15 protein-coding genes are annotated in these 17,665 nt (G+C 68.5%); 9 read left to right on the top strand and 6 right to left on the bottom strand.

Going from position 1 to position 17,665, the window contains the following annotated elements; translation table 11 throughout:
* Positions 1–32: 32 nt before the first annotated feature.
* Positions 33–782 (bottom strand): GntR family transcriptional regulator, encoded by a 750-nt coding sequence (locus E3O54_RS17215; protein ID WP_134401103.1) that lies wholly within the window; start codon positions 780–782, stop codon positions 33–35.
* A 171-nt stretch (positions 783–953) separates the two neighbouring features.
* Between E3O54_RS17215 and E3O54_RS05310 the strand changes: the two genes are divergently transcribed.
* On the top strand, positions 954–1,226 hold the full coding sequence (locus E3O54_RS05310; protein ID WP_255408595.1) for a glucose PTS transporter subunit EIIB: 273 nt from the start codon (positions 954–956) through the stop codon (positions 1,224–1,226).
* A complete protein-coding gene (locus E3O54_RS05315; protein WP_104099477.1) occupies positions 1,223–1,723 on the top strand; it encodes a PTS glucose transporter subunit IIA in 501 nt (166 codons plus the stop codon). The genes E3O54_RS05310 and E3O54_RS05315 overlap by 4 nt, the downstream gene beginning before the upstream one ends.
* 230 nt (positions 1,724–1,953) lie before the next feature.
* Here the strand turns inward: E3O54_RS05315 and E3O54_RS05320 are convergent, their stop codons facing one another.
* Complete coding sequence (locus tag E3O54_RS05320; RefSeq protein WP_134374107.1) at positions 1,954–2,604, bottom strand: cob(I)yrinic acid a,c-diamide adenosyltransferase; 651 nt, start codon at positions 2,602–2,604, stop codon at positions 1,954–1,956.
* Between the two features lie 137 nt (positions 2,605–2,741).
* Between E3O54_RS05320 and E3O54_RS05325 the strand changes: the two genes are divergently transcribed.
* Positions 2,742–4,451 carry a BCCT family transporter gene (locus E3O54_RS05325; RefSeq protein WP_134374109.1) on the top strand — a complete coding sequence of 570 codons (1,710 nt, stop codon included), beginning with the start codon at positions 2,742–2,744 and terminating at the stop codon, positions 4,449–4,451.
* A gap of 28 nt (positions 4,452–4,479) precedes the next feature.
* Here E3O54_RS05325 and E3O54_RS16805 read toward each other — a convergent pair whose 3' ends face one another.
* Together E3O54_RS16805 and E3O54_RS05335 are read right to left on the bottom strand one after the other, a co-directional pair.
* Positions 4,480–6,096 carry an ADP-ribosylglycohydrolase family protein gene (locus E3O54_RS16805; RefSeq protein WP_241976758.1) on the bottom strand — a complete coding sequence of 539 codons (1,617 nt, stop codon included), beginning with the start codon at positions 6,094–6,096 and terminating at the stop codon, positions 4,480–4,482.
* Between the two features lie 335 nt (positions 6,097–6,431).
* Positions 6,432–7,964, bottom strand: a complete 1,533-nt coding sequence (locus E3O54_RS05335; protein WP_134401104.1) for a GGDEF domain-containing protein — start codon at positions 7,962–7,964, stop codon at positions 6,432–6,434.
* A 398-nt stretch (positions 7,965–8,362) separates the two neighbouring features.
* On the opposite strand from E3O54_RS05335, the gene E3O54_RS05340 reads away from it, so the two are divergent.
* Entirely contained in the window at positions 8,363–8,647 is a 285-nt protein-coding gene (locus tag E3O54_RS05340; protein ID WP_134374113.1) for a glutaredoxin family protein, read from the top strand.
* 62 nt (positions 8,648–8,709) lie between these two features.
* Here E3O54_RS05340 and E3O54_RS16240 read toward each other — a convergent pair whose 3' ends face one another.
* Positions 8,710–9,573, bottom strand: coding sequence for a hypothetical protein (locus E3O54_RS16240; protein ID WP_166805203.1), 864 nt, complete (start codon positions 9,571–9,573; stop codon positions 8,710–8,712).
* A gap of 185 nt (positions 9,574–9,758) precedes the next feature.
* Here E3O54_RS16240 and E3O54_RS05345 point away from each other — a divergent pair, with 185 nt between their 5' ends.
* The 5 genes from E3O54_RS05345 (at position 9,759) to E3O54_RS05365 (ending at position 14,949) form a co-directional block, all read left to right on the top strand.
* On the top strand, positions 9,759–10,805 hold the full coding sequence (locus E3O54_RS05345) for an RNA polymerase sigma factor RpoD/SigA (RefSeq protein ID WP_134401105.1): 1,047 nt from the start codon (positions 9,759–9,761) through the stop codon (positions 10,803–10,805).
* 474 nt (positions 10,806–11,279) lie between these two features.
* The gene (locus E3O54_RS05350) at positions 11,280–12,254 is read left to right on the top strand and encodes a ring-cleaving dioxygenase (protein WP_104099468.1); all 975 of its coding nucleotides are present in this window, start codon (positions 11,280–11,282) and stop codon (positions 12,252–12,254) included.
* A gap of 8 nt (positions 12,255–12,262) precedes the next feature.
* Positions 12,263–12,967, top strand: a complete 705-nt coding sequence (locus E3O54_RS05355) for an alpha/beta hydrolase (RefSeq protein ID WP_104099467.1) — start codon at positions 12,263–12,265, stop codon at positions 12,965–12,967.
* A 7-nt stretch (positions 12,968–12,974) separates the two neighbouring features.
* Positions 12,975–14,255 carry a maleylacetate reductase gene (locus tag E3O54_RS05360; protein WP_241976759.1) on the top strand — a complete coding sequence of 427 codons (1,281 nt, stop codon included), beginning with the start codon at positions 12,975–12,977 and terminating at the stop codon, positions 14,253–14,255.
* A gap of 307 nt (positions 14,256–14,562) precedes the next feature.
* Positions 14,563–14,949 carry a hypothetical protein gene (locus E3O54_RS05365; protein WP_134401106.1) on the top strand — a complete coding sequence of 129 codons (387 nt, stop codon included), beginning with the start codon at positions 14,563–14,565 and terminating at the stop codon, positions 14,947–14,949.
* A gap of 135 nt (positions 14,950–15,084) precedes the next feature.
* Here the strand turns inward: E3O54_RS05365 and ppsA are convergent, their stop codons facing one another.
* Positions 15,085–17,475 carry a phosphoenolpyruvate synthase gene (gene ppsA / locus E3O54_RS05370; protein WP_134401107.1) on the bottom strand — a complete coding sequence of 797 codons (2,391 nt, stop codon included), beginning with the start codon at positions 17,473–17,475 and terminating at the stop codon, positions 15,085–15,087.
* Between the last annotated feature and the right edge of the window lie 190 nt (positions 17,476–17,665).

Consider the following 17,665-nt stretch of genomic DNA (forward strand, 5'->3'; position numbering starts at 1 on the left):
TGTGTGGGCCCGGCTTCATGCCGGGCCGGAGATCAGAGCTGGTGCCGGAGATTCAGGGTCATGTGAATCTGGTAGCGATCACCGCGGTACCAGGACGTGACGTACTCGATGGCGGCTGACCCCGCCGACGAGGTGCGCCGGAAGACGATGAGCGGCGCCCCCGCGGTGACGCCCAGCGTCTCCGCGAGTTGGGGACCGGCAGCATCCGCCCAGACCGCCTGCTCGGCGTTGTCGATGCGCAGGCCGTATTCGGTCGCGAACGTCGCGTACAGGGAGCGGGTGAGGTCTTGCTCGCCAAGATTCGGCAGCAGCTCCGCCGGATAGTAGCCGCGTTCGAGGGCCATCGGGGTGCCGCCGGCCAGCCGGAGCCGTTCGACGACCTGCACCCGGGCGCCCGCGCCCAGACCGAGTGCCGCCCGCACATCGAGCGGTGCCTCGATCAGCGCGGTGGCCAGCAGGAGTGTTGCCGGAACAAGGCCGCGGCGGCGCATGTCCTCGGTGAAGGAGGCCAGGTGCAGATCGCTCTGCACGCGCTCGCCCGCCACGAAGGTGCCTTTGCCCTGGATGCGGTAGAGCAGACCCTCCTCGACCAGCTGACGGATGGCCTCCCGCACGGTCGACCGGCTGACGCCGTATTTCGCCATCAGCTTGCGCTCGGGCGCAATCGCGGCGTGTGGAGCCAGGGTCTCCTCGACCAGATCCTGCAGGATCGAGCGCAGCTGCGTTTGCTTGGACACCGGCCCGGCTGCGAGCATTGAACTCTCCTCCTGGGTCTGGCTCATGGCGTTGCCTTTCACTTGTTGATCGGTTCGGTCGGCGTCGAGCCCGAGTGGTGTAGTACCACTTCCACTGAGTGGTCCGTACTGGTACGATCCAATAGTTAGATCATGAAGGCAGGGCACCCCACTTGTCAACACCGAGTGCGGCCCGGGCCTTCGATCGAATCAAAGTCGATGAGCCCGTCGCAGTGCCCACCACAGAAGGAACAGAAGATGACTAGCAAAGCCGCGCAGATCCTGGCCGCCCTCGGCGGAAAAACCAACATCGTCGAAATCGAGGCGTGCATCACTCGCCTGCGCACCGAGGTGACCGACCCCGCGGCCGTGAACGAGGCGGCGCTCAAGGCCGCCGGAGCGCACGGTGTCTTCCGTTCCGGCACCATTGTGCAGGTCGTCGTGGGCCCCGAAGCCGACAACCTGGCCGAGGACATCGAGGACCTGCTATGAGCCCGGCCGCACCCGTGAGCGCCTCCGTGGTCGCCCCCGTCATCGTCCTTTCCCCTGTGCCCGGCCGCGCTGTGGCGCTCGCCGAGGTGCCCGACCCCACCTTCGCCCAGGCCATCGTGGGCCCGGGCGCCGCAATCGACCCGCCCCGCGGCGTGGTCGACGCCATCGCCCCGATCAGCGGCACGCTGCTCAAGGTATTCCCGCACGCCTACGTGATCGTCTCCCCCGACGGTCTGGGTGTGCTTGTGCATTTGGGTATCGACACCGTCGAACTGCACGGCGAGGGCTTCACCCTGCGCGCACAGCAGGGCGACCACGTCTCTGCCGGCGACATCATCGTCACCTGGGACGTGTCGGCCATCGAGGCCACCGGGCGCAACCCGATCGTGCCCGTGATCATCCTCGAACAGAAGGCGGAGAACATCACGCTGGCGGATGCCGTCACGGCCGGCGCCCAACTCGAGTCCGGCGATGTCTTCCTGACCGTCACCCGCTGAGCGTCCACCGCTGACCGTCGACCGCGGACGCATCCGCCGGGGGATTCATGGCGCTGGCGCTGGCGCTGGTACTGGTACTGGTACTGGTACTGGTGCTGCTGCTGCTGCTGCTGCTGGTACTGGTACTGGTGCTGGTACTCGTGCTCATCGTGCTGCCGCTTGCGGCTTGCCTGCGGCCAGGTCGGAGGTTACGCGGGAGGCCGCGTCGCCGATCTCGGAGAGCAGCACCGTCAGGCGCCGCCGGCACCCGTCTCCGGACGGTCGTCGCCGACCTCTTCCTGCGCCATCGCCCGAGCCGAAGCCTCGGGCACCCACATCACGTCGCCGTGCTCGGCGTTGGCTCCCCGGGCCAGCACGAACATCAGGGACGACAGCCGGTTCAGGTACCGCGCGGTGAGCGGGTCGACGGAGGTCGGGTGCAGGTCGATGGCAACCCACACCGCTCGCTCGGCACGGCGCACGACGCCACGCGCCTGGTAGAGCAGTGCGGCTGCGACCGTTCCGCCGGGGAGCACGAAGCCGCTCAGGTCGGCGGCCTGCTGCGCAAAGTGATCGACGGCACGCTCGAGCCGGACAAGGTGCGACTCGCGGATGCGTGCCGGCGCCGGCTCGGGGTCGTCGAGGGGCACGGACAGGTCGGCCACCAAATCGAACAGGTCGTTCTGCACGCTGGCGAGCGTACTGGTCACCTCGATGGGCAGGCCACCGGCAGCCATGGCCAAGCTGACGGCCGCGTTGGCCTCGTCGCAGGCTTCGTAGGCGGCGACACGCACGTCGGTCTTGGCCACGTCGCCGTGCCGGCCGAAGGTGGTGCGGCCGGAATCGCCCTTGCCGGTGTAGAGGGCCGGTTGGGCCGGTGCGAATTCTCCGAGGTCAGCCATAGCGGACACTATAGTAATCGCCGCGCCATCCGCGTAGCGTTTAGGCGAGCCGCAAGCAGTTTTCTTCTCGCACCTCCCGCGGCAGTGACGTGACGGGAACTGTCCGATCGACGGGTGTTCGATCACCGAGGAGCGATATGTCCAAGGATTCAGCAGATGGCATCGAGTCGGAACTCGGGGACGCGGTCAGTGAACCGCACCGAGAGGGCCTGGGCACCATCGACAAAACGGTTTTCGGCGTTTCCGCCGGCATCATCGTGGTGATCTGTCTGGTCGGGGTGATGTTCACCGAGACCGTGGGCGACGTTTCGGCATCCGTTCTCGGCTGGGTAACCGGCAACCTCGGCTGGTTGTTCATTCTCGGGGCGTCGGGCTTCGTCATCTTCTCGTTGGTGCTGGCCTTCGGTAGATACGGCAGCATTCCGCTCTCCCGCGACGGGCAGAGCACCGAGTTCTCGACAGTCTCCTGGGTTTCCATGATGTTCAGTGCAGGCATGGGGATCGGGCTGATGTTCTTCGGCGTGTACGAGCCGGTCACCCACCTGGCGACGCCGCCGCCGTTCGTCGACGCACCGGCGAACAGCCCGGAGGCTGCCAACGCGGCCATGGCGTACACCTTCTTCCACTGGGGTCTGCATCCGTGGGCGATCTATTCGGTGGTCGGCTTGGCCCTGGCCTACTCCACCTACCGGATGGGCCGCGGCAACCTGATGAGCGCTCCGTTCCAAGCCCTGTTCGGCAAGGAACGGATCGAGGGCAAGGGCTGGGGCAAGCCGATCGACATCCTGGCGATCATCTGCACCCAGTTCGGTTCGGCGACGTCGCTCGGGCTGGGCGCACTGCAGATTGCGGCCGGTGTCTCACTGCTTCGTTCCGGGCAATTCGAGGAGGAACCCGGAACGGTCGTGCCGATCATCATTATCTGCGTGCTGACCGTGGGGGTCGTGTTCTCCGCGGCGAGCGGGGTGGCGAAAGGCATCAAGTGGTTGAGTAACACCAACATGGTGCTGTCGGCCCTACTCGTCGTGTTCGTCTTTGTGGTCGGCCCGACTGTCTTCATCCTGAACCTGTTGCCGTCGTCGATCGGCGTCTATCTGGCCGATCTCGTACCGATGAGCTTCCACTCGGCGGTGTTCGGCGGCGAGGAGTGGCTGGCGAGCTGGACGATCTTCTACTGGGCGTGGTGGATCTCCTGGACCCCGTTCGTGGGCACCTTCATCGCCCGGATCTCCCGCGGCCGCACCATACGTGAGTTCATTCTCGGCGTGCTTCTGGTGCCGACGGGGGTCAGCATCCTGTGGTTCGTCGTCTTCGGCGGCATGGGATTGAACCTGCAGCTGAACGGTGTCGACATCGCCGGCACCGGCAGTGCGGCGGCCGGCTTCTTCGCGGCGTTGCAGCAGTATCCGTTCTTCATCGGCTCGGCTCTCGTAGTGATGGTGCTCACCGCCGTGTTCTTCGTCAGCGGGGCGGATGCGGGCGCTCTCGTGCTCGGGACGCTGTCGAGTCGCGGTCGTAAGGAGCCCTGGAAGCCGCTGGTGATCCTCTGGGCGATCCTCACCGGCGCCGTCGCTGCGGTTCTGCTGTTCGTGGGCGGGCTGGGTGCCCTGCAGACGTTCACCATCCTGGCGGCGACCCCGTTCGTTCTGATCATCATCGGGCTGTGCGTGTCGCTCTATGTGGATCTGCGTCGTGACCCGTTGCGCCAGCGCACCGTCGGGCCGGTGCGCACCTCCTCGGAGGCGCTGGGCGCGGTCCCGTTCACGAATGCGACCGCGGAGAGCATCGACCTGGGCCTGCAACCGGATGCCGCGTCTCCCCTCGACCCGGATGGCCATCGGCCCTGAGACCGGCTTGTTTTTGCAGGCCGATCGCTCACGCCTCGGACTTGAGTGCCTGCAGAAACGCGGTGTTCGGATGCGCGTGCGGCAGGACATCCGTCACCTCGCGCAGCGCCTGCTCGATCGGGATCCCCCGGTGTCTCGCAGCGTAGAGCGCACCAACCGCGGGCGTGCGACTGACCGCTTGCACGCAGTGCACGAGCACGGTGCGTCCCTCGGCGCGCAGGGCCGCGATGACATCGACGGTGTCCGTGAGCACGAAGTCGAGGTTGGGGTTGGCCTTCTCTGCTGGCTCGTCGATCAGCCAGACCGCAACCTTGTTCTCCGCACGGATGCGGCCGGGAACCTGTGTGCGGCCGACCCGGCAGAGCGACACGACGGCGTCGATTTCCACCGGCAGGTCACCCAGGATGCCGATCGCACCGAGCCAGACACCATCGTCGTGCGGGTGCCGCACGAAGGTGGAAATGTCGCCGGAGGTGGAGTAGGGCAGGTGATCGGCGGTAGGCCAGGTGGTGGCGACACGGTCTTTGCGGGACCGACGGTCGAGTACGGCCACGCCGCGGCGCTTGGCTGCACCAGGCTCGTTCCGGTCGGTGCTGGCCCGGTCTCGGCGCTCGGCCAGCACCGGGGACCCCGACACGCTCGACCATCGGGATCGCCCACCGTTCGCGCGGGCGGCCAGCACACCGCGGCGCACCAGTTCGTCGGCGCGCAATCCGCCCGGCCAGCCGTGCACGATGCGGCGCCAGGCGGCCGGCACCGCGGATGCGCCATAGCGCGCCCCGAGCAGCCCGCCGGCGATCGCGGCGACCGTGTCGGTGTCGCGGCCGCCGCGCACGGCGATCTCGAGGGCGTCCTGCAGGTGCCCGGCGGGGGTGGCGGAGACGGTTCCCGCGCCGGAAGCGCCACCCGGCGTGCTCCGTGGCTGAATGATCGCCGACCAGGCCGCCTGCAGCGCCTCCACGACCCAGCCGTTCCGGCTGAAGTCGGAGGGAACGCCGGCCTCGGCCACGACGAAGCGCGCCTCCCAGAGCGCGCGGCGGTCGGCGGGCAGGGCGTCAAGGCCGACCCGAACGTCGAGGGTGCCCTCGAGCACCGCGTGCCGAATGGCCAGGCACCAGAGCACGCAGGCGTCGCCGGCATCCGTTTCATAATGGGTGAGCGTGCTGATCGTGCGGGCGACGCCGGCGAGCGCCACCGGGTCGTCGAGGTAGGCGAGCGCCACGGGCGCCGTGCGCATGAGCGAACCGTTGCCGCCGCTGCGGCCGTGCCGGTCGTGATGGGCACGGGCGACGACGCGTACCGCGGATGCCGTGGGCTCGGTTCGGGAGAGCACCGCGCGCAGCTGGTTGCCCACGTCCGGTGCCGTGCGGGCCCACTCGACCCAGGCAGCCACGATCTCGTCGAGCACGGCCTCGTCGCGGAGGTCCTGACCGGCCGCGATCGCGTTGACGATCGGCACGGCCATGGAGGTGTCGTCGGTCCACTCTCCGGGAGCCCAATCGAACCCGCCGCCGCCCCTCATCGTAACCACGGCGTCGCTCGCGAGCGGCGGGCCGAACTCGTAGCCGGCGCCGAGGGCGTCGCCACAGGCCATGCCCAGCAGAACGCCGGCGGCGCGGTCCAGTTGTGCGGACGTCAGTTTCAAGCGTTTCCCCCGTGCAATCGTGCGATCGTGCAGTCAATGAAGTCGGGCTCCGGCTGGCCCGTTTTCCGGGCCCCCCGAGGCACAAACCCCCACGTCGAGCCTACGGGCGAAACGCCGCATCCGTCGCCGCCGCATTCGAGGGTCAGTGCCGGCCGTGAATCGGGGGTCGTTCGTTTCCCCGCCCACGGCCCTGCAGCACCTCCGCCCCTAACGAATTCGACGGAGATTTTGCCCATAAACCCTGTTTTCGGCCTCAAACCGACCCTTTCGGCAAAATCTCCGTCGAATTGGTTCAAGGCCGGGCACGGCGCTCTGAATGGGGGGCTCCTCGGGTTCTACGCCACCGACAGCACCACGGCGGTAACCATCTGGTCCCGGCCGGAATCCTTGGCCTGGTAGAGGGCCGCGTCGGCGCGCGCGAGCCAGTCCGCCACGGTCTCGCCCGGGGAGAGTTCGGCCAGGCCGACGCTCACAGTGCAGGCCAGATCGGGCGCCAGGGCACCCCAGTGGTAGCCGCGAACGGAGGCCAGCAGGCGCTCGCACGCCTGCTCGGCACACTCCAGGGTGGTGTCCGCGAAAACGAGCAAGAACTCCTCGCCGCCCACGCGCACGGCCATATCACTGTCCCGGGTGACGGCGCGCAACAGGGTGGCCATGGCGTTCAGCACCTCGTCGCCGGTGGCGTGCCCGTGCTCGTCGTTGACCCGCTTGAAGTGGTCCATGTCGATCATGGCCACGCAGATCGGTTGCCGGGTGTCACGGGAGCGGCCCATCAGGGGCGGCAGCTGGCGGTCGAGCGCCCGGCGATTGGGCAGTCGGGTCAGCGGGTCGGTGTTCGCCTGGTGGTCCAGATCGTCGGCACGGATGCGCAGCCGTGCCGCATCGAGCTGCGACCGCTCCGCCTCGTGGCGGGCCTGCTCGATCCCCAGGGTGTTGATCAGCATCTGGGACTGGATGCCGGCCGTCTCGGTCGTGCGTTTCAGGATCAGGGCGTGCAGCTTCTCGAAGTGCCCGAGCGCCTGCTCGAACCGGCCGGACTCCTTGTGCATCTCGAACAAGGCCTGCTGCAGCTTGATGTGCAGAGCCGGATCGTCGTCGAGGGCGGCGACCAGCAGCTGGGCGTTCATCATCGCGGTTGCCCCATCGAGGTCACCCTCGGCCCTGGCCACCTCGGCCAACTGCGCGTCGTTGTTCTCCTCGAGACTGCGGAACCCGTGCGCCTTCGCCAGACGGCGGGCCCGGCCGGCCTGCTCGCGGGCCTCTTCGTGCTCGCCGAGTTCGATCAGGATGCTGACCAGGTTGGTGCGGGCGATGCTCTCGTAGAAGTTGTGCCGTTGGGCGTGGGCCACGGCCACGGCCTCCCGCACGAGCAGGAGGGCCTGCTTCAGGCCCATCTCCACGTTCATGCCCTGGGCGCTCTGCCTCTGAGCCTGGATCAGGCAGGTGTCACCGAGGTTGTTGAGACCCACGAACCGCGCCTCGGGGTCGTCGATCGTGCGCGTGAGGCCCAGCGCCTGCCGCCCCAGTTCGAGCGCCCGTTCGGACTCGCCCATGCCCTCGTGCACCATCGACGAACGGCTGAGCGCCCAGAATTCGGCCAGGGCGCTGCCACTGCCGCGGGCCGTCTCCACTGCCGCGAGCACGTGGCGCAGCGCCGGTTCGTAGAGCCCCGTGTCGCTGTAAGCCAGCACCAGGGTGCAGTGCACCTTGGACTGCCGCAGCAGATCGCCGGTGCCGTCCAGGAACTCCAGCGCCAACAGTCCCTGCTGAACGGATGCCTCATAGTCGCCCAGTCGCAGCCGATGCAGCGCCAGCAGTTCACGGGCCTTCGCCTGCTGCAGCAGTGTCGCGCCGGCCCGGGCCAGCACCGCCTCGGCCTGCCCGACACCGTCGAGATGGCTCCCGCTCGCGCTCGATCGCTCGCAGTCGGCGAGGAGGTCGTCGATCGAGGATTCTGGCGCTGGTTCTGGCGCTGGTTCTGGCGCTGGATCTGGCGCTGGTTCTGGCGCCTGTTCTGGCGCCGGCGCTGCGTGAGGCGCTGCTGGTCGTGGCACGTCGATGGCCGGTTGTCCCCCTGAGTCTTGTGCGGCATCCTGGTCTGAATGCATGTTCAGTCCCCCAACTGTTCGTGCTCAGACTGAACCTAGCAGTCGGCCTGCCTCAAAAACCCGGTTCTCGAGGGCATCGACGATGGCCCTCTGCCCCAAAACGAGGCGCACGCACGCCGACCCGCGGGGCACTCAGGGTGCCGACCTAGGATGGGTTCATGACCGACCTCGCCGCTCCCCCTGTTTCCGACGCCCAGCGCCTGACCGTGTTCGGGGCGGAGTGGTGCGGCGACTGCCGCCGCTCGAAGAAACTGCTCGATACGCTGAACGTCGACTACGACTACGTCGACCTCCTGCTCGTGGGGGACGGCGCCGACCGTGCCCACGCGATCAGCGGCCGCACCCAGATCCCGGTGATCCTGTTCCCGGACGGCACCCACGTGGTGGAGCCCAGCGATTCGACTCTGCACGCGAAGTTGACCCAGCTCGGCAGCATCCGCTAACCGGCTCGCTCGCCCTCTCCGCAGCGGAGGCCAGCTCGCCTGCCCGAGTGCCCGCGCCCAATTCAGGGGAAGTAGTCGGCGAGCACGCGCGCGGTCACGAGCGCGAGCTTGCGGTCGAGCCTCTCATACAGGGGCATCAGTGCCGTGGCGCCCGAGGTCGTGTGCACCACCCCGGCAGAGTCGAAGATCGCGATCGGCTCAAGGTCGCGCAGCAGCGCCCAGAACGGCTGGTAGAAGTACACGCTGCGACCGCCCGCCTCGAACTCATCGAGGGTCATCGCGACATACTCGGCCCGCGCCCGAACGGTGGACGGAAAGTCGCGGAAGAACTCGCATCCGGGGTTTTCCGGATCTTCGTCGTGCAGCATGGGCGCCGGAACCGCGTACCACTCGTACCGGTCGTTGGTCGCGGTGGCCAGCGCGCTGGCGATCACCCGGTAGGTCAGCGCCCGGGCGGACGTGGCCGGTGTGGTCTTCGGGATGCCGAGTCCGGTCGCCACCTCGATACGCTTGACGATCGTGTGCGGGTTGAGCGCGGCCAGCATCTGGATCCAGCTGATTTTCTGCACCACCCCGTCGACCAGGAATTTGCAGCCGCCCTCGAGGTCCCACTGCACGCTCATGCCGTCCTGCTCGTCATGCACGATCAGGAGGCGGTCGGCCTCGTCGACCTCCACCCCGGAGATGCGGAGATGCGGATGCCGCCGCACCAGTTCGCTCGCGATCCACCACATCTGGGCGGTGAGGAAGCGGTCCGCCGGCGGGTGGTAGACCTCGTAGCCGTCGACCTCGCTCTCGCTGACGCCGCCACTGTCGCCGCTGTCGCCGCCGCTATCACCGCTGTCGTCACCGCTGCCGCCGCCGCTGTCGCCGTCACGGCCGGGCAGAAAGTTCTCGCCGGAATCGTTTGACTCTGCATCACTCATAGTCGCGTCCCTCCACTCGATGCGGCTCTGCCCGCTCATCATGGTCGATCCGGGCCCCGAGCGAAACTCCCCGTTCGAGGTCGGTCGGCGCACGGGGTTCCTGCACAGCCGGACCCGTGCGGTGATTCTGCACACGCTGTGTCGGCCCCGAGGTCCCGATTCCGGCCCGCGCCTACGGTACCGGCATGACCATCGCCGCGAGTCGTTCCCGTTCCCGTCACCGCTTCTCCGCCGATTCCGTGGGCGCCTACCTGCACGAGATCGGCCGTGTGCCGCTCCTGACCAAGACGGATGAGATCGAGCTCGCCCAGCGCATCGAGGTCGGGCTGCTCGCAGCGGAGAGACTCTCACGGCTTTGGCCGAATGCTTCCGGCGAGGGGGCCGCCGACCTCGGGGAGGAGCTCCGCTGGCTCGCGGCCGACGGCGGGCGGGCCATGAATCACCTGATCTGCGCGAATCTCCGGCTGGTGGTGTCCGTGGCCCGGCACTTTACCGGCCGCGGGCTCGACCTCCTCGACCTGATCCAGGAAGGCAATCTCGGCCTGATCCGGGCGGCCCCGCGTTTCGACCACACCCGCGGTTTCAAGTTCTCGACCTATGCCACCTGGTGGATCCGCCAGAGCATTCAACGCGCGCTGGCCGACCAGGCCCGAACCATCCGTCTCCCGGCCTACCAGGTCGAGGCGCTCACCGCCCTCAACCAGGTGCAGCACCGGCTGCGGCAGCAGTTCGGCCGCGACGGCACCATCGCGGAACTCGGCCAGGCCAGCGGGCTCACCACGCAACAGATCCTGACGCTGCGGAACCGCACCGGCCAGCCGCGGTCGATCGACGCCCCGGTCTGGGCCGACCTCGGCAGCGGCCTCGAGAACGTGCCCTTCGGCGACACCATTGCGGATGTCGCGGCGCTCGACCCGTGCGACGCCGCCGGCCGCATCCTCCTGCTGGAGCGCCTCGCCTGCCACCTCTCCCTCCTGCCCGACCGCGAAGCCAGCGTCCTGAGCATGCGGTACGGCCTTGGCGGCGACATCCCGAAGCCCCGGCGGGAGATCGGAGCGCACTTCGGTGTGTCCTACGACCGGGTGCGGCAGATCGAGCTGCAGGCCCTGGCCCGGCTGCGGTCTCCGTTGGCCTCCGGGCGGGTTCCCGGGGCGCGGGTCAGCGCCAGCGCGGAGACGGCGGAACGGGGCGGCGGCAGAATCGCGGCAGCATCCGTTTCTCGAAGTGCTTGACGGCGAATCCTCCGCGAGCGTAGCTTCAAACTGTTGCCCCGGACCCCGGCGACCGCACCGGAAAAGCCGACTGAGGGGGTTCGATGTTTGGGAACGCGGGTGCACAACCGCCGAAGGATGTCGACGGCCGGGATTTGATCTCCGAGGCGTCGTGCTCGGTTCCGCCGGGGCTGGCGTGTCCCGCTGAGAGCAGCATCTCCCTGGCGAACGACGATTCGGTCGGGAACTGGCTCGAGGACTTGCCGGAGCGTTCCTGGGATGTCGGCCCGGGAGAGTAGTCCCGTCGGCCCGGCCCGAGGCGGCCCGAGCGGCGCATTCGCCCTCGCGCGGGAGCTGCACGTGCCTGGGAATGAATCCACAGAAACATGTGTTTGCATAGAAGTCGGCATCACGCCGGACTGCGCAGCTCAGAAAGCGCATGCCAGACTCGACGCCAACAGCACACCGACCAGCTTCCCGCCAGAAAGGGACCCCGTGACTCCGCACACCTCCGGACTGCACCACGTCACCGCGATTGCCGGTGCACCGCAGCGCAACATCGACTTCTACGTGACCGGCCTCGGCCTGCGGCTCGTAAAGAAAACGGTCAACTTCGACGACCCCGGCACCTACCACCTCTATTACGGGGATGACGCGGGCCGCCCGGGTTCGCTGCTCACCTTCTTCCCCTGGACGGGCATCTCCAGCGGGCGCCCCGGCTCGGGCCAGTCCACGTCCACCGCTTTCTCGGTGCCGGCCGGCAGCCTCGGCTGGTGGGCCGGCCACTTCAGGCAACTCGGCGTCGAATCCGAATTCGTGCGCCGCTCCGCAGACGAGGAACGCCTCTCCCTGCGTGACCCCGACGGCCTGCAGCTGGACCTCGTGGCCTCGTCGACGGTTGATCCGCGCAATCCGTGGGACTCGGCATCCGTGCCCGCCGAGTACGCGGTGCGCGGCCAGCATTCCTCGGTGCTCACCGTCGCCGACCCGACCGGCACCGTCGAGGTGCTCACCCGCGACCTCGGCATGCACGTGATCGAGGAGACAACCGACCGCATCCGGGTGGGTGCCGGCGACGGAGCCCCCGGCAACATCGTGGACATCCTCGCCGACCCGAACGGGCAGGTCGGCCTGACCGCCGGCGGCAGCGTGCACCACATCGCGTTCCGGGTGCCGGACAAGACCACGCAGGAGCAGTGGCGCCAGGAACTCGTCGCGCGCGGCTACGGCGTGACGGCGATCCTCGACCGGCAGTACTTCACGTCGATCTATTTTCGCGAGCCCGGCGGCGTCTTGTTCGAGATCGCGACGGACACCCCCGGCTTCGACATCGACGAGCCACTGCTGGAACTGGGCCGCTCGCTCAAGCTGCCGCCGTGGCTCGAGCCCAGCCGGGACCAGATCGAGCGCGCCGTCGTTCCGATCACCCTGCCGAGCGAGAACAACCCGGCCCTCGTCGCGGAGAAGTAGGACCCTCGATGACCGAGCAACGCGACTCCCCACAGACCGATCTCGACTGGGTGCACGTTTTCCGGGCGGGTTCGCCGACGGCATCCGGCGACTCGGGCCCGCCCGGCTCAGACCCCACGGATGTCTCCGCCCCCGTGCTGTTGATGCTGCATGGCACCGGCGGCGATGAGCAGGAGATCCTCACCCTTGCCGACGCGCTCGACCCCGGCGCGACCGTGCTCGCCCCGCGCGGTCGCGTCACCGAGGGCGGCATGCTGCGCTGGTTCCGCCGCCTCTCCGAGGGCGTGTTCGATGTCGAGGACGTGGTGCTGCGGGCCGGCGAACTGGCGGGTTTCATCGCCCAAGCCCGGCAGCACTACGACCTCGACGGGCGCCGCATTATCGCCGTGGGCTTCTCCAACGGGGCCAACATCGCCCTGGCCACGGCCCTGCTGCACCCCGACGTTCTCGACCGGGTCGTCGCGTTCTCCGGCATGTTCCCGCTCGACGATCGCGCGCTCGCCACGGACCTCGCCGACACGACGGTGCTGATGCTCAACGGACGCTCCGACTTGATGGCCCCGCTCGCGAGCGCCGACCGGGCCGTCGCCACCCTCATCGGGCGCGGCGCCCAGGTCGACCGCGAGCTGCGCGATGGCGGTCACGGCATCGCCGCCACGGATGTCGCCGCCGCCCGAGCTTGGCTGGCCCGCCCCATGCAGACGCGCGCGTAGGCGTGCCGTGAGGGAGCAGCCCGTCGAGCCGGACCTCGATTTCGAGTATCGAACGCAGCGACAGCGCGTGCTCTTCGGCACCGGGCGGGCCGGCGAGCTGCTCGGCGAGGTGCTCGGCAAGGTGCTCGGCGAGCAGCCGGCCACGGGGCAGGCCGGCGGCACCGGCACCAGCACGGCGAGCGTAATCGCTACGGCGGGCACCTTGGGCGCCAGCGGCACCCCCGGCGCCCCGCGCGTGATGATGATCGCGACCCGGCGGGAACTGGAGCGGTCCGCGGCGGTGCTCGCCGGCATCCGTTCGGTGCTGGTGTTCGATGAGGTCGTGCAGCACGTTCCGGCGGAGTCGGCCGAGCGCGCCCATCGGGCGGCCCAGGCGGCTCGCGTCGACGTGATCGTTGCCCTCGGCGGCGGGTCGGCGATCGGGTTGGCCAAGATTCTCGCGTTGCGCAGCGAGCGGACCGGCGGACTGCCGATCGTGGCGGTGCCCACCACCTATTCCGGTTCGGAGGCCACCGCGGTCTGGGGGCTGGTCGAAAACGGGGTGAAGACCACCGGGTTCGATCTGAGGGTCCTGCCCGGCACCGTGATCTACGACGCCGACCTCACGCTGTCCCTCCCTCGCGAGCTGAGCGTGTCCAGCGCGCTGAACGCCCTCGCCCACGGCGTCGACGCCTTCTGGGCCCCGGGCGCGAACCCGGTCAGCGCGCTGCTCGCCGCTGAGGGAATCCGAATGCTGGCCCACGCCCTGCCGCGAATCGCCGTGGCTCCCGGGGTCGGACCGCACACCGCGGAGGCGGCCGGCTCGGACACATCGGGGAGCGATCCGGTTCTGGGGGGCGGCGGCATCCACGGAGCCCTGGCCGCCCGGAAGGATGCCCTCTATGGCGCGTATCTGTCGGCGAGCGCGTTCTCCAGCGCCGGTTCGGGCCTGCATCACACGATCTGTCACGTGCTGGGCGGGACTTTCGGGCTGCCGCACGCGCAGACGCACGCCATCGTGCTGCCGCATGTGGTCGCCCTCAACGCGCCCGCCGCCACCGAGGCCGAGGCGCGGATAGCCGCCGCCCTGGGCTCGCGCACCGCCGTCGAAGGGTTACTCGCCCTGCGGGACAGCCTGCACGCACCGACTGCGCTGCGGGACTTCGGGTTTCAGGAGTCGGACATCGCCCGGGCCGTGGCACTGGTCCTGCCGGCCGTTCCCGCGTCGAACCCGCGCGCGGTCACCCCCGACGACCTGACTCTGCTGCTGCGGAATGCCTGGTCCGGCGCCGCCCCGGGCGGGCGCTAGCCGCTGAGCGGGCGGCGCGGGCCGTCTCCTCGGGCCGCGTTCCGATCACTCGGCGGTCCGTCTCGTCCGCGAACCGCCCAGCGTCGCCGTTTCTGCCCAATGACGCCGCTCTACCGGCGACGCTGGGCAGCAACGGCGACTCTCAGCGCAGCAGCGGGTCTCCGGTGCCGAAACCGACACGTGCGGTCGAGTGTCACGAGGGAGTGGCCCCGCCGACGCCAACACGCACCCCGCAGGCCCCGCCCGCCGCTCCCATTTGCCGCAGACACCTGCCGCGCTAGGCTGCCAGCGGAAAAAAGGAGACACGATGAGCAACACGGAAAGCGGCGACGGGGCCGAGCGGTACAACACCAACCAGAACGGGTCCGAGCAGAGCATGGTTCCCGTCGAACGGACCCCCGCGGAGGCCACCGACCGCCTCTCGCGGAAGTTCGTGCAGGAATCGAGGCTTCGCATCCTTCGGAGCACGGCCGCCGTCGCCCGGTCCGAAGTCGACGCGCTGGCTGCCGTGCACCTCGACCCCGACACCCTCGAGGACCTGCTCGACACGGCCAGCCCGCGGGCGGCCGCACGATTGCGCACATCCGAGCACGAGATCAGCGTGCGCGTCGCCGACGCCCGTGAGAAGGCGGAAGCCGCCGAGGCCGCATACGAGCAGGCCGTGCTCGACGACTTCGACGAGGCCGAGCGCTAACCACATCGAACACGTCACACGAAGACGGATGCCGCGCACCGGCATCCGTCTTCTGCTGCCGCCTCTCCTGCGCGACAAAGCGCCCTCTGCCGCCGCGCCCCTCCGACGGCGTGTCCCTAGTCCGGCGCATCCCTCCTACGCCGTGTCGTGGTCCCGCTCCGCCTGCGCGATTCGGCCCACGGTTTTGAGGAAGCTGTCCGGGTTGAGCGAGATGGAGTCGATGCCCTCCTCCACCAGAAAGGCCGCGAAGTCGGGGTAGTTGCTCGGCGCCTGCCCGCAAATGCCGATCTTGATCCCGGCGGCGTGGGCCTTCTGAATGGCCTCGCGGATCATCTGCTTCACGGCGTCATCGCGTTCGTCGAAGAGGGCGGCGAGGTCCTCGGCGTCGCGGTCGACGCCCAGCACCAGCTGGGTAAGGTCGTTGGAGCCGATCGAGAAGCCGTCGAACCGGGTGGCGAAACGCTCCGCCAGGATCACATTGGCCGGAATCTCACACATCATGTAGATCTGTAGTCCGGACTCGCCGCGCACCAGCCCGTTCTCCGCCATCACCGCGAGCACACGGTCGGCCTCGGTCACGGTGCGGCAGAACGGCACCATCACGATCACGTTGTCGAAGCCGATCTTCTCCCGCACCTGCTTGATCGCCCGGCACTCGAGGGCGAAGCCCTCCCGGTAGCGCTCGTCATAGTAGCGGGAGGCGCCACGGAAGCCGAGCATCGGGTTCTCCTCCGAGTGCTCGAAGACCGACCCGCCGATCAGGTGCGCATATTCGTTGGTCTTGAAATCGCTCATCCGCACGATCACGGGGTCAGGATGATACGGCGCGGTCAGCTTCGCGATACCGAGTGCGAGCGTTTGCACGAAGTATTCCTTCGGGTCCATATATCCCCGGGTGAGCTCCTCGATCTGACGGATGGCGGCCCGGTCGGTCACCTGCTCCGGGTGAACGAGCGCCATCGGGTGGATCTTGATCAGGTTGTTGATGATGAATTCCATCCGGGCCAGCCCCACGCCGTCGGCAGGCAACCGCCACCACTCGAAGGCGGCGGCCGGGCTGGCGATATTGACCATGACCTTGGTGCGGGTTTTCGGCACGGTGCCAAGGTCGATCTCCTCGGTTTCGAAAGCCAGCTTGCCCTCGAAAACGTAGCCCTCGTCGCCCTCGGCGCAGGAGATCGTGATCATCTGGCCATCCGTGAGCGTGTCGGTTGCGATCCCGGTGCCGACGACGGCTGGCACGCCCAGCTCGCGGCTGACGATCGCGGCGTGGCTGGTGGGACCGCCGTGGTCGGTGACGATGCCGGCCGCGCGGGTCATGATCGGCACCCAGTCCGGATCGGTCATCTCGGTGACCAGGATGGCGCCGTCGACGAACTTCTCGATGTCGGCGGGGTCCTTGATCACGCAGGCCACGCCGCTCGCGATGCTGTCGCCGATCGCGACCCCGGTCACCAGCAGCGGCCCCGTCTCGGTCCGGGTGCTCACCGTGAACCGGGTGCCGCTCGCCTGCGAGTGCACGGTTTCCGGGCGCGCCTGCACCAGGAACAGTTCGCGGGTCAGGCCGTCTTTGGCCCATTCCATGTCCATCGGCCGGCCGTAGTGGTTCTCCACGATCACGGCCCAACGGCCCAGCTTCACGATCTCCGCGTCGGTCAGCACGAACGCCTGTCGCTCCCGATCGGGGGTGTCGATGGTGCGGGTGCGGGCGCTGCCGCCCTTTGCGTAGACCATCTTGCGGGCCTTCTCGCCGAGAGTTTTCTCAATGATGGGCGTGCAGTCGGGCTGGTCGAGCAGCGCCTTGAACACCAGATATTTGTCGGGATTGACCGTGCCCTGCACCACCGTTTCGCCGAGCCCCCAGGCGGCGCTTATCACGGCCACGCCCGGAAAGCCGGTGTCGGTGTCGATGGAGAACATCACCCCGGAGCCGCCGACGTCGGCTCGGATCATCTGTTGCACGCCGATCGAGAGCGCCACCTCGAGGTGGTCGAATTTCTTGACCTCGCGGTAACTGATCGCCCGGTCGGTGAAGAGCGAGGCGTAGCAGCGGCGGCAGGCGTCGAGCAGATCGCGCTCGCCCGTCACGTTGAGGAACGTCTCCTGCTGACCGGCGAAGCTGGCGTCGGGCAGGTCTTCGGCGGTGGCGCTGCTGCGCACGGCCACGGGCAGGTTCGGATGCCCGGCCTTCTCCGACAGTTCCCGATACGAGGCACGGATGCCGTCGGCAATGTCCGCGGGAAACTCACCCCCCAGGAACAGTTCGCGCAGGGCCTCGCCCGTGACGCGCAGCGAGGCGCGGCCGTCGTGGAACAGGTCGAGCTGGCGCCGCAGTGCCGGCTCGATCCCGTTCGCCGCGATGAACGCGCGATAGGCGTTCGCGGTCGTCGCGAATCCGTCGGGCACCTTCACGCCATCGTCGCTGAGGGCACGGACCATCTCGCCCAGCGACGCGTTCTTGCCGCCGACCTGCGAAATGTCACCCAGTCCGATCTCGTTGAACCACACCACACTGCTCTCGAGCATTGTTCTTCCACCCCTCTGTGAGTTCTGCGACCCGGTGATCTACGGCCCTGCGGCTCTACGGCCCTACGGCCGCGTGGCCGCGTGGCCGCGTGGCCGCGTGTCACGCGGATTGCGCCACGTGATGGCAACCTACTCCCCCCGAAAGTGTCTCCGGCTCGTTGAACCGCGCCCCGAACGAATTCGACGGAGA

Origin of the sequence: Cryobacterium sp. TMT2-4, from assembly GCF_004402575.1 — a bacterium.
Classification (GTDB): Bacteria; Actinomycetota; Actinomycetes; order Actinomycetales; family Microbacteriaceae; genus Cryobacterium; species Cryobacterium sandaracinum.

What these genes read in the sequence shown, in the direction of transcription:
- E3O54_RS17215 (WP_134401103.1), bottom strand. Translation starts at nt 782, where the DNA reads ATGAGCCAGACCCAGGAGGAGAGTTCAATGCTCGCAGCCGGGCCGGTG.
- E3O54_RS05310 (WP_255408595.1), top strand. Translation starts at nt 954, where the DNA reads ATGAGCCCGTCGCAGTGCCCACCACAGAAGGAACAGAAGATGACTAGC.
- E3O54_RS05315 (WP_104099477.1), top strand. Translation starts at nt 1,223, where the DNA reads ATGAGCCCGGCCGCACCCGTGAGCGCCTCCGTGGTCGCCCCCGTCATC.
- E3O54_RS05320 (WP_134374107.1), bottom strand. Translation starts at nt 2,604, where the DNA reads ATGGCTGACCTCGGAGAATTCGCACCGGCCCAACCGGCCCTCTACACC.
- E3O54_RS05325 (WP_134374109.1), top strand. Translation starts at nt 2,742, where the DNA reads ATGTCCAAGGATTCAGCAGATGGCATCGAGTCGGAACTCGGGGACGCG.
- E3O54_RS05340 (WP_134374113.1), top strand. Translation starts at nt 8,363, where the DNA reads ATGACCGACCTCGCCGCTCCCCCTGTTTCCGACGCCCAGCGCCTGACC.
- E3O54_RS16240 (WP_166805203.1), bottom strand. Translation starts at nt 9,573, where the DNA reads ATGAGTGATGCAGAGTCAAACGATTCCGGCGAGAACTTTCTGCCCGGC.
- E3O54_RS05345 (WP_134401105.1), top strand. Translation starts at nt 9,759, where the DNA reads ATGACCATCGCCGCGAGTCGTTCCCGTTCCCGTCACCGCTTCTCCGCC.
- E3O54_RS05355 (WP_104099467.1), top strand. Translation starts at nt 12,263, where the DNA reads ATGACCGAGCAACGCGACTCCCCACAGACCGATCTCGACTGGGTGCAC.
- E3O54_RS05365 (WP_134401106.1), top strand. Translation starts at nt 14,563, where the DNA reads ATGAGCAACACGGAAAGCGGCGACGGGGCCGAGCGGTACAACACCAAC.
- ppsA (WP_134401107.1), bottom strand. Translation starts at nt 17,475, where the DNA reads ATGCTCGAGAGCAGTGTGGTGTGGTTCAACGAGATCGGACTGGGTGAC.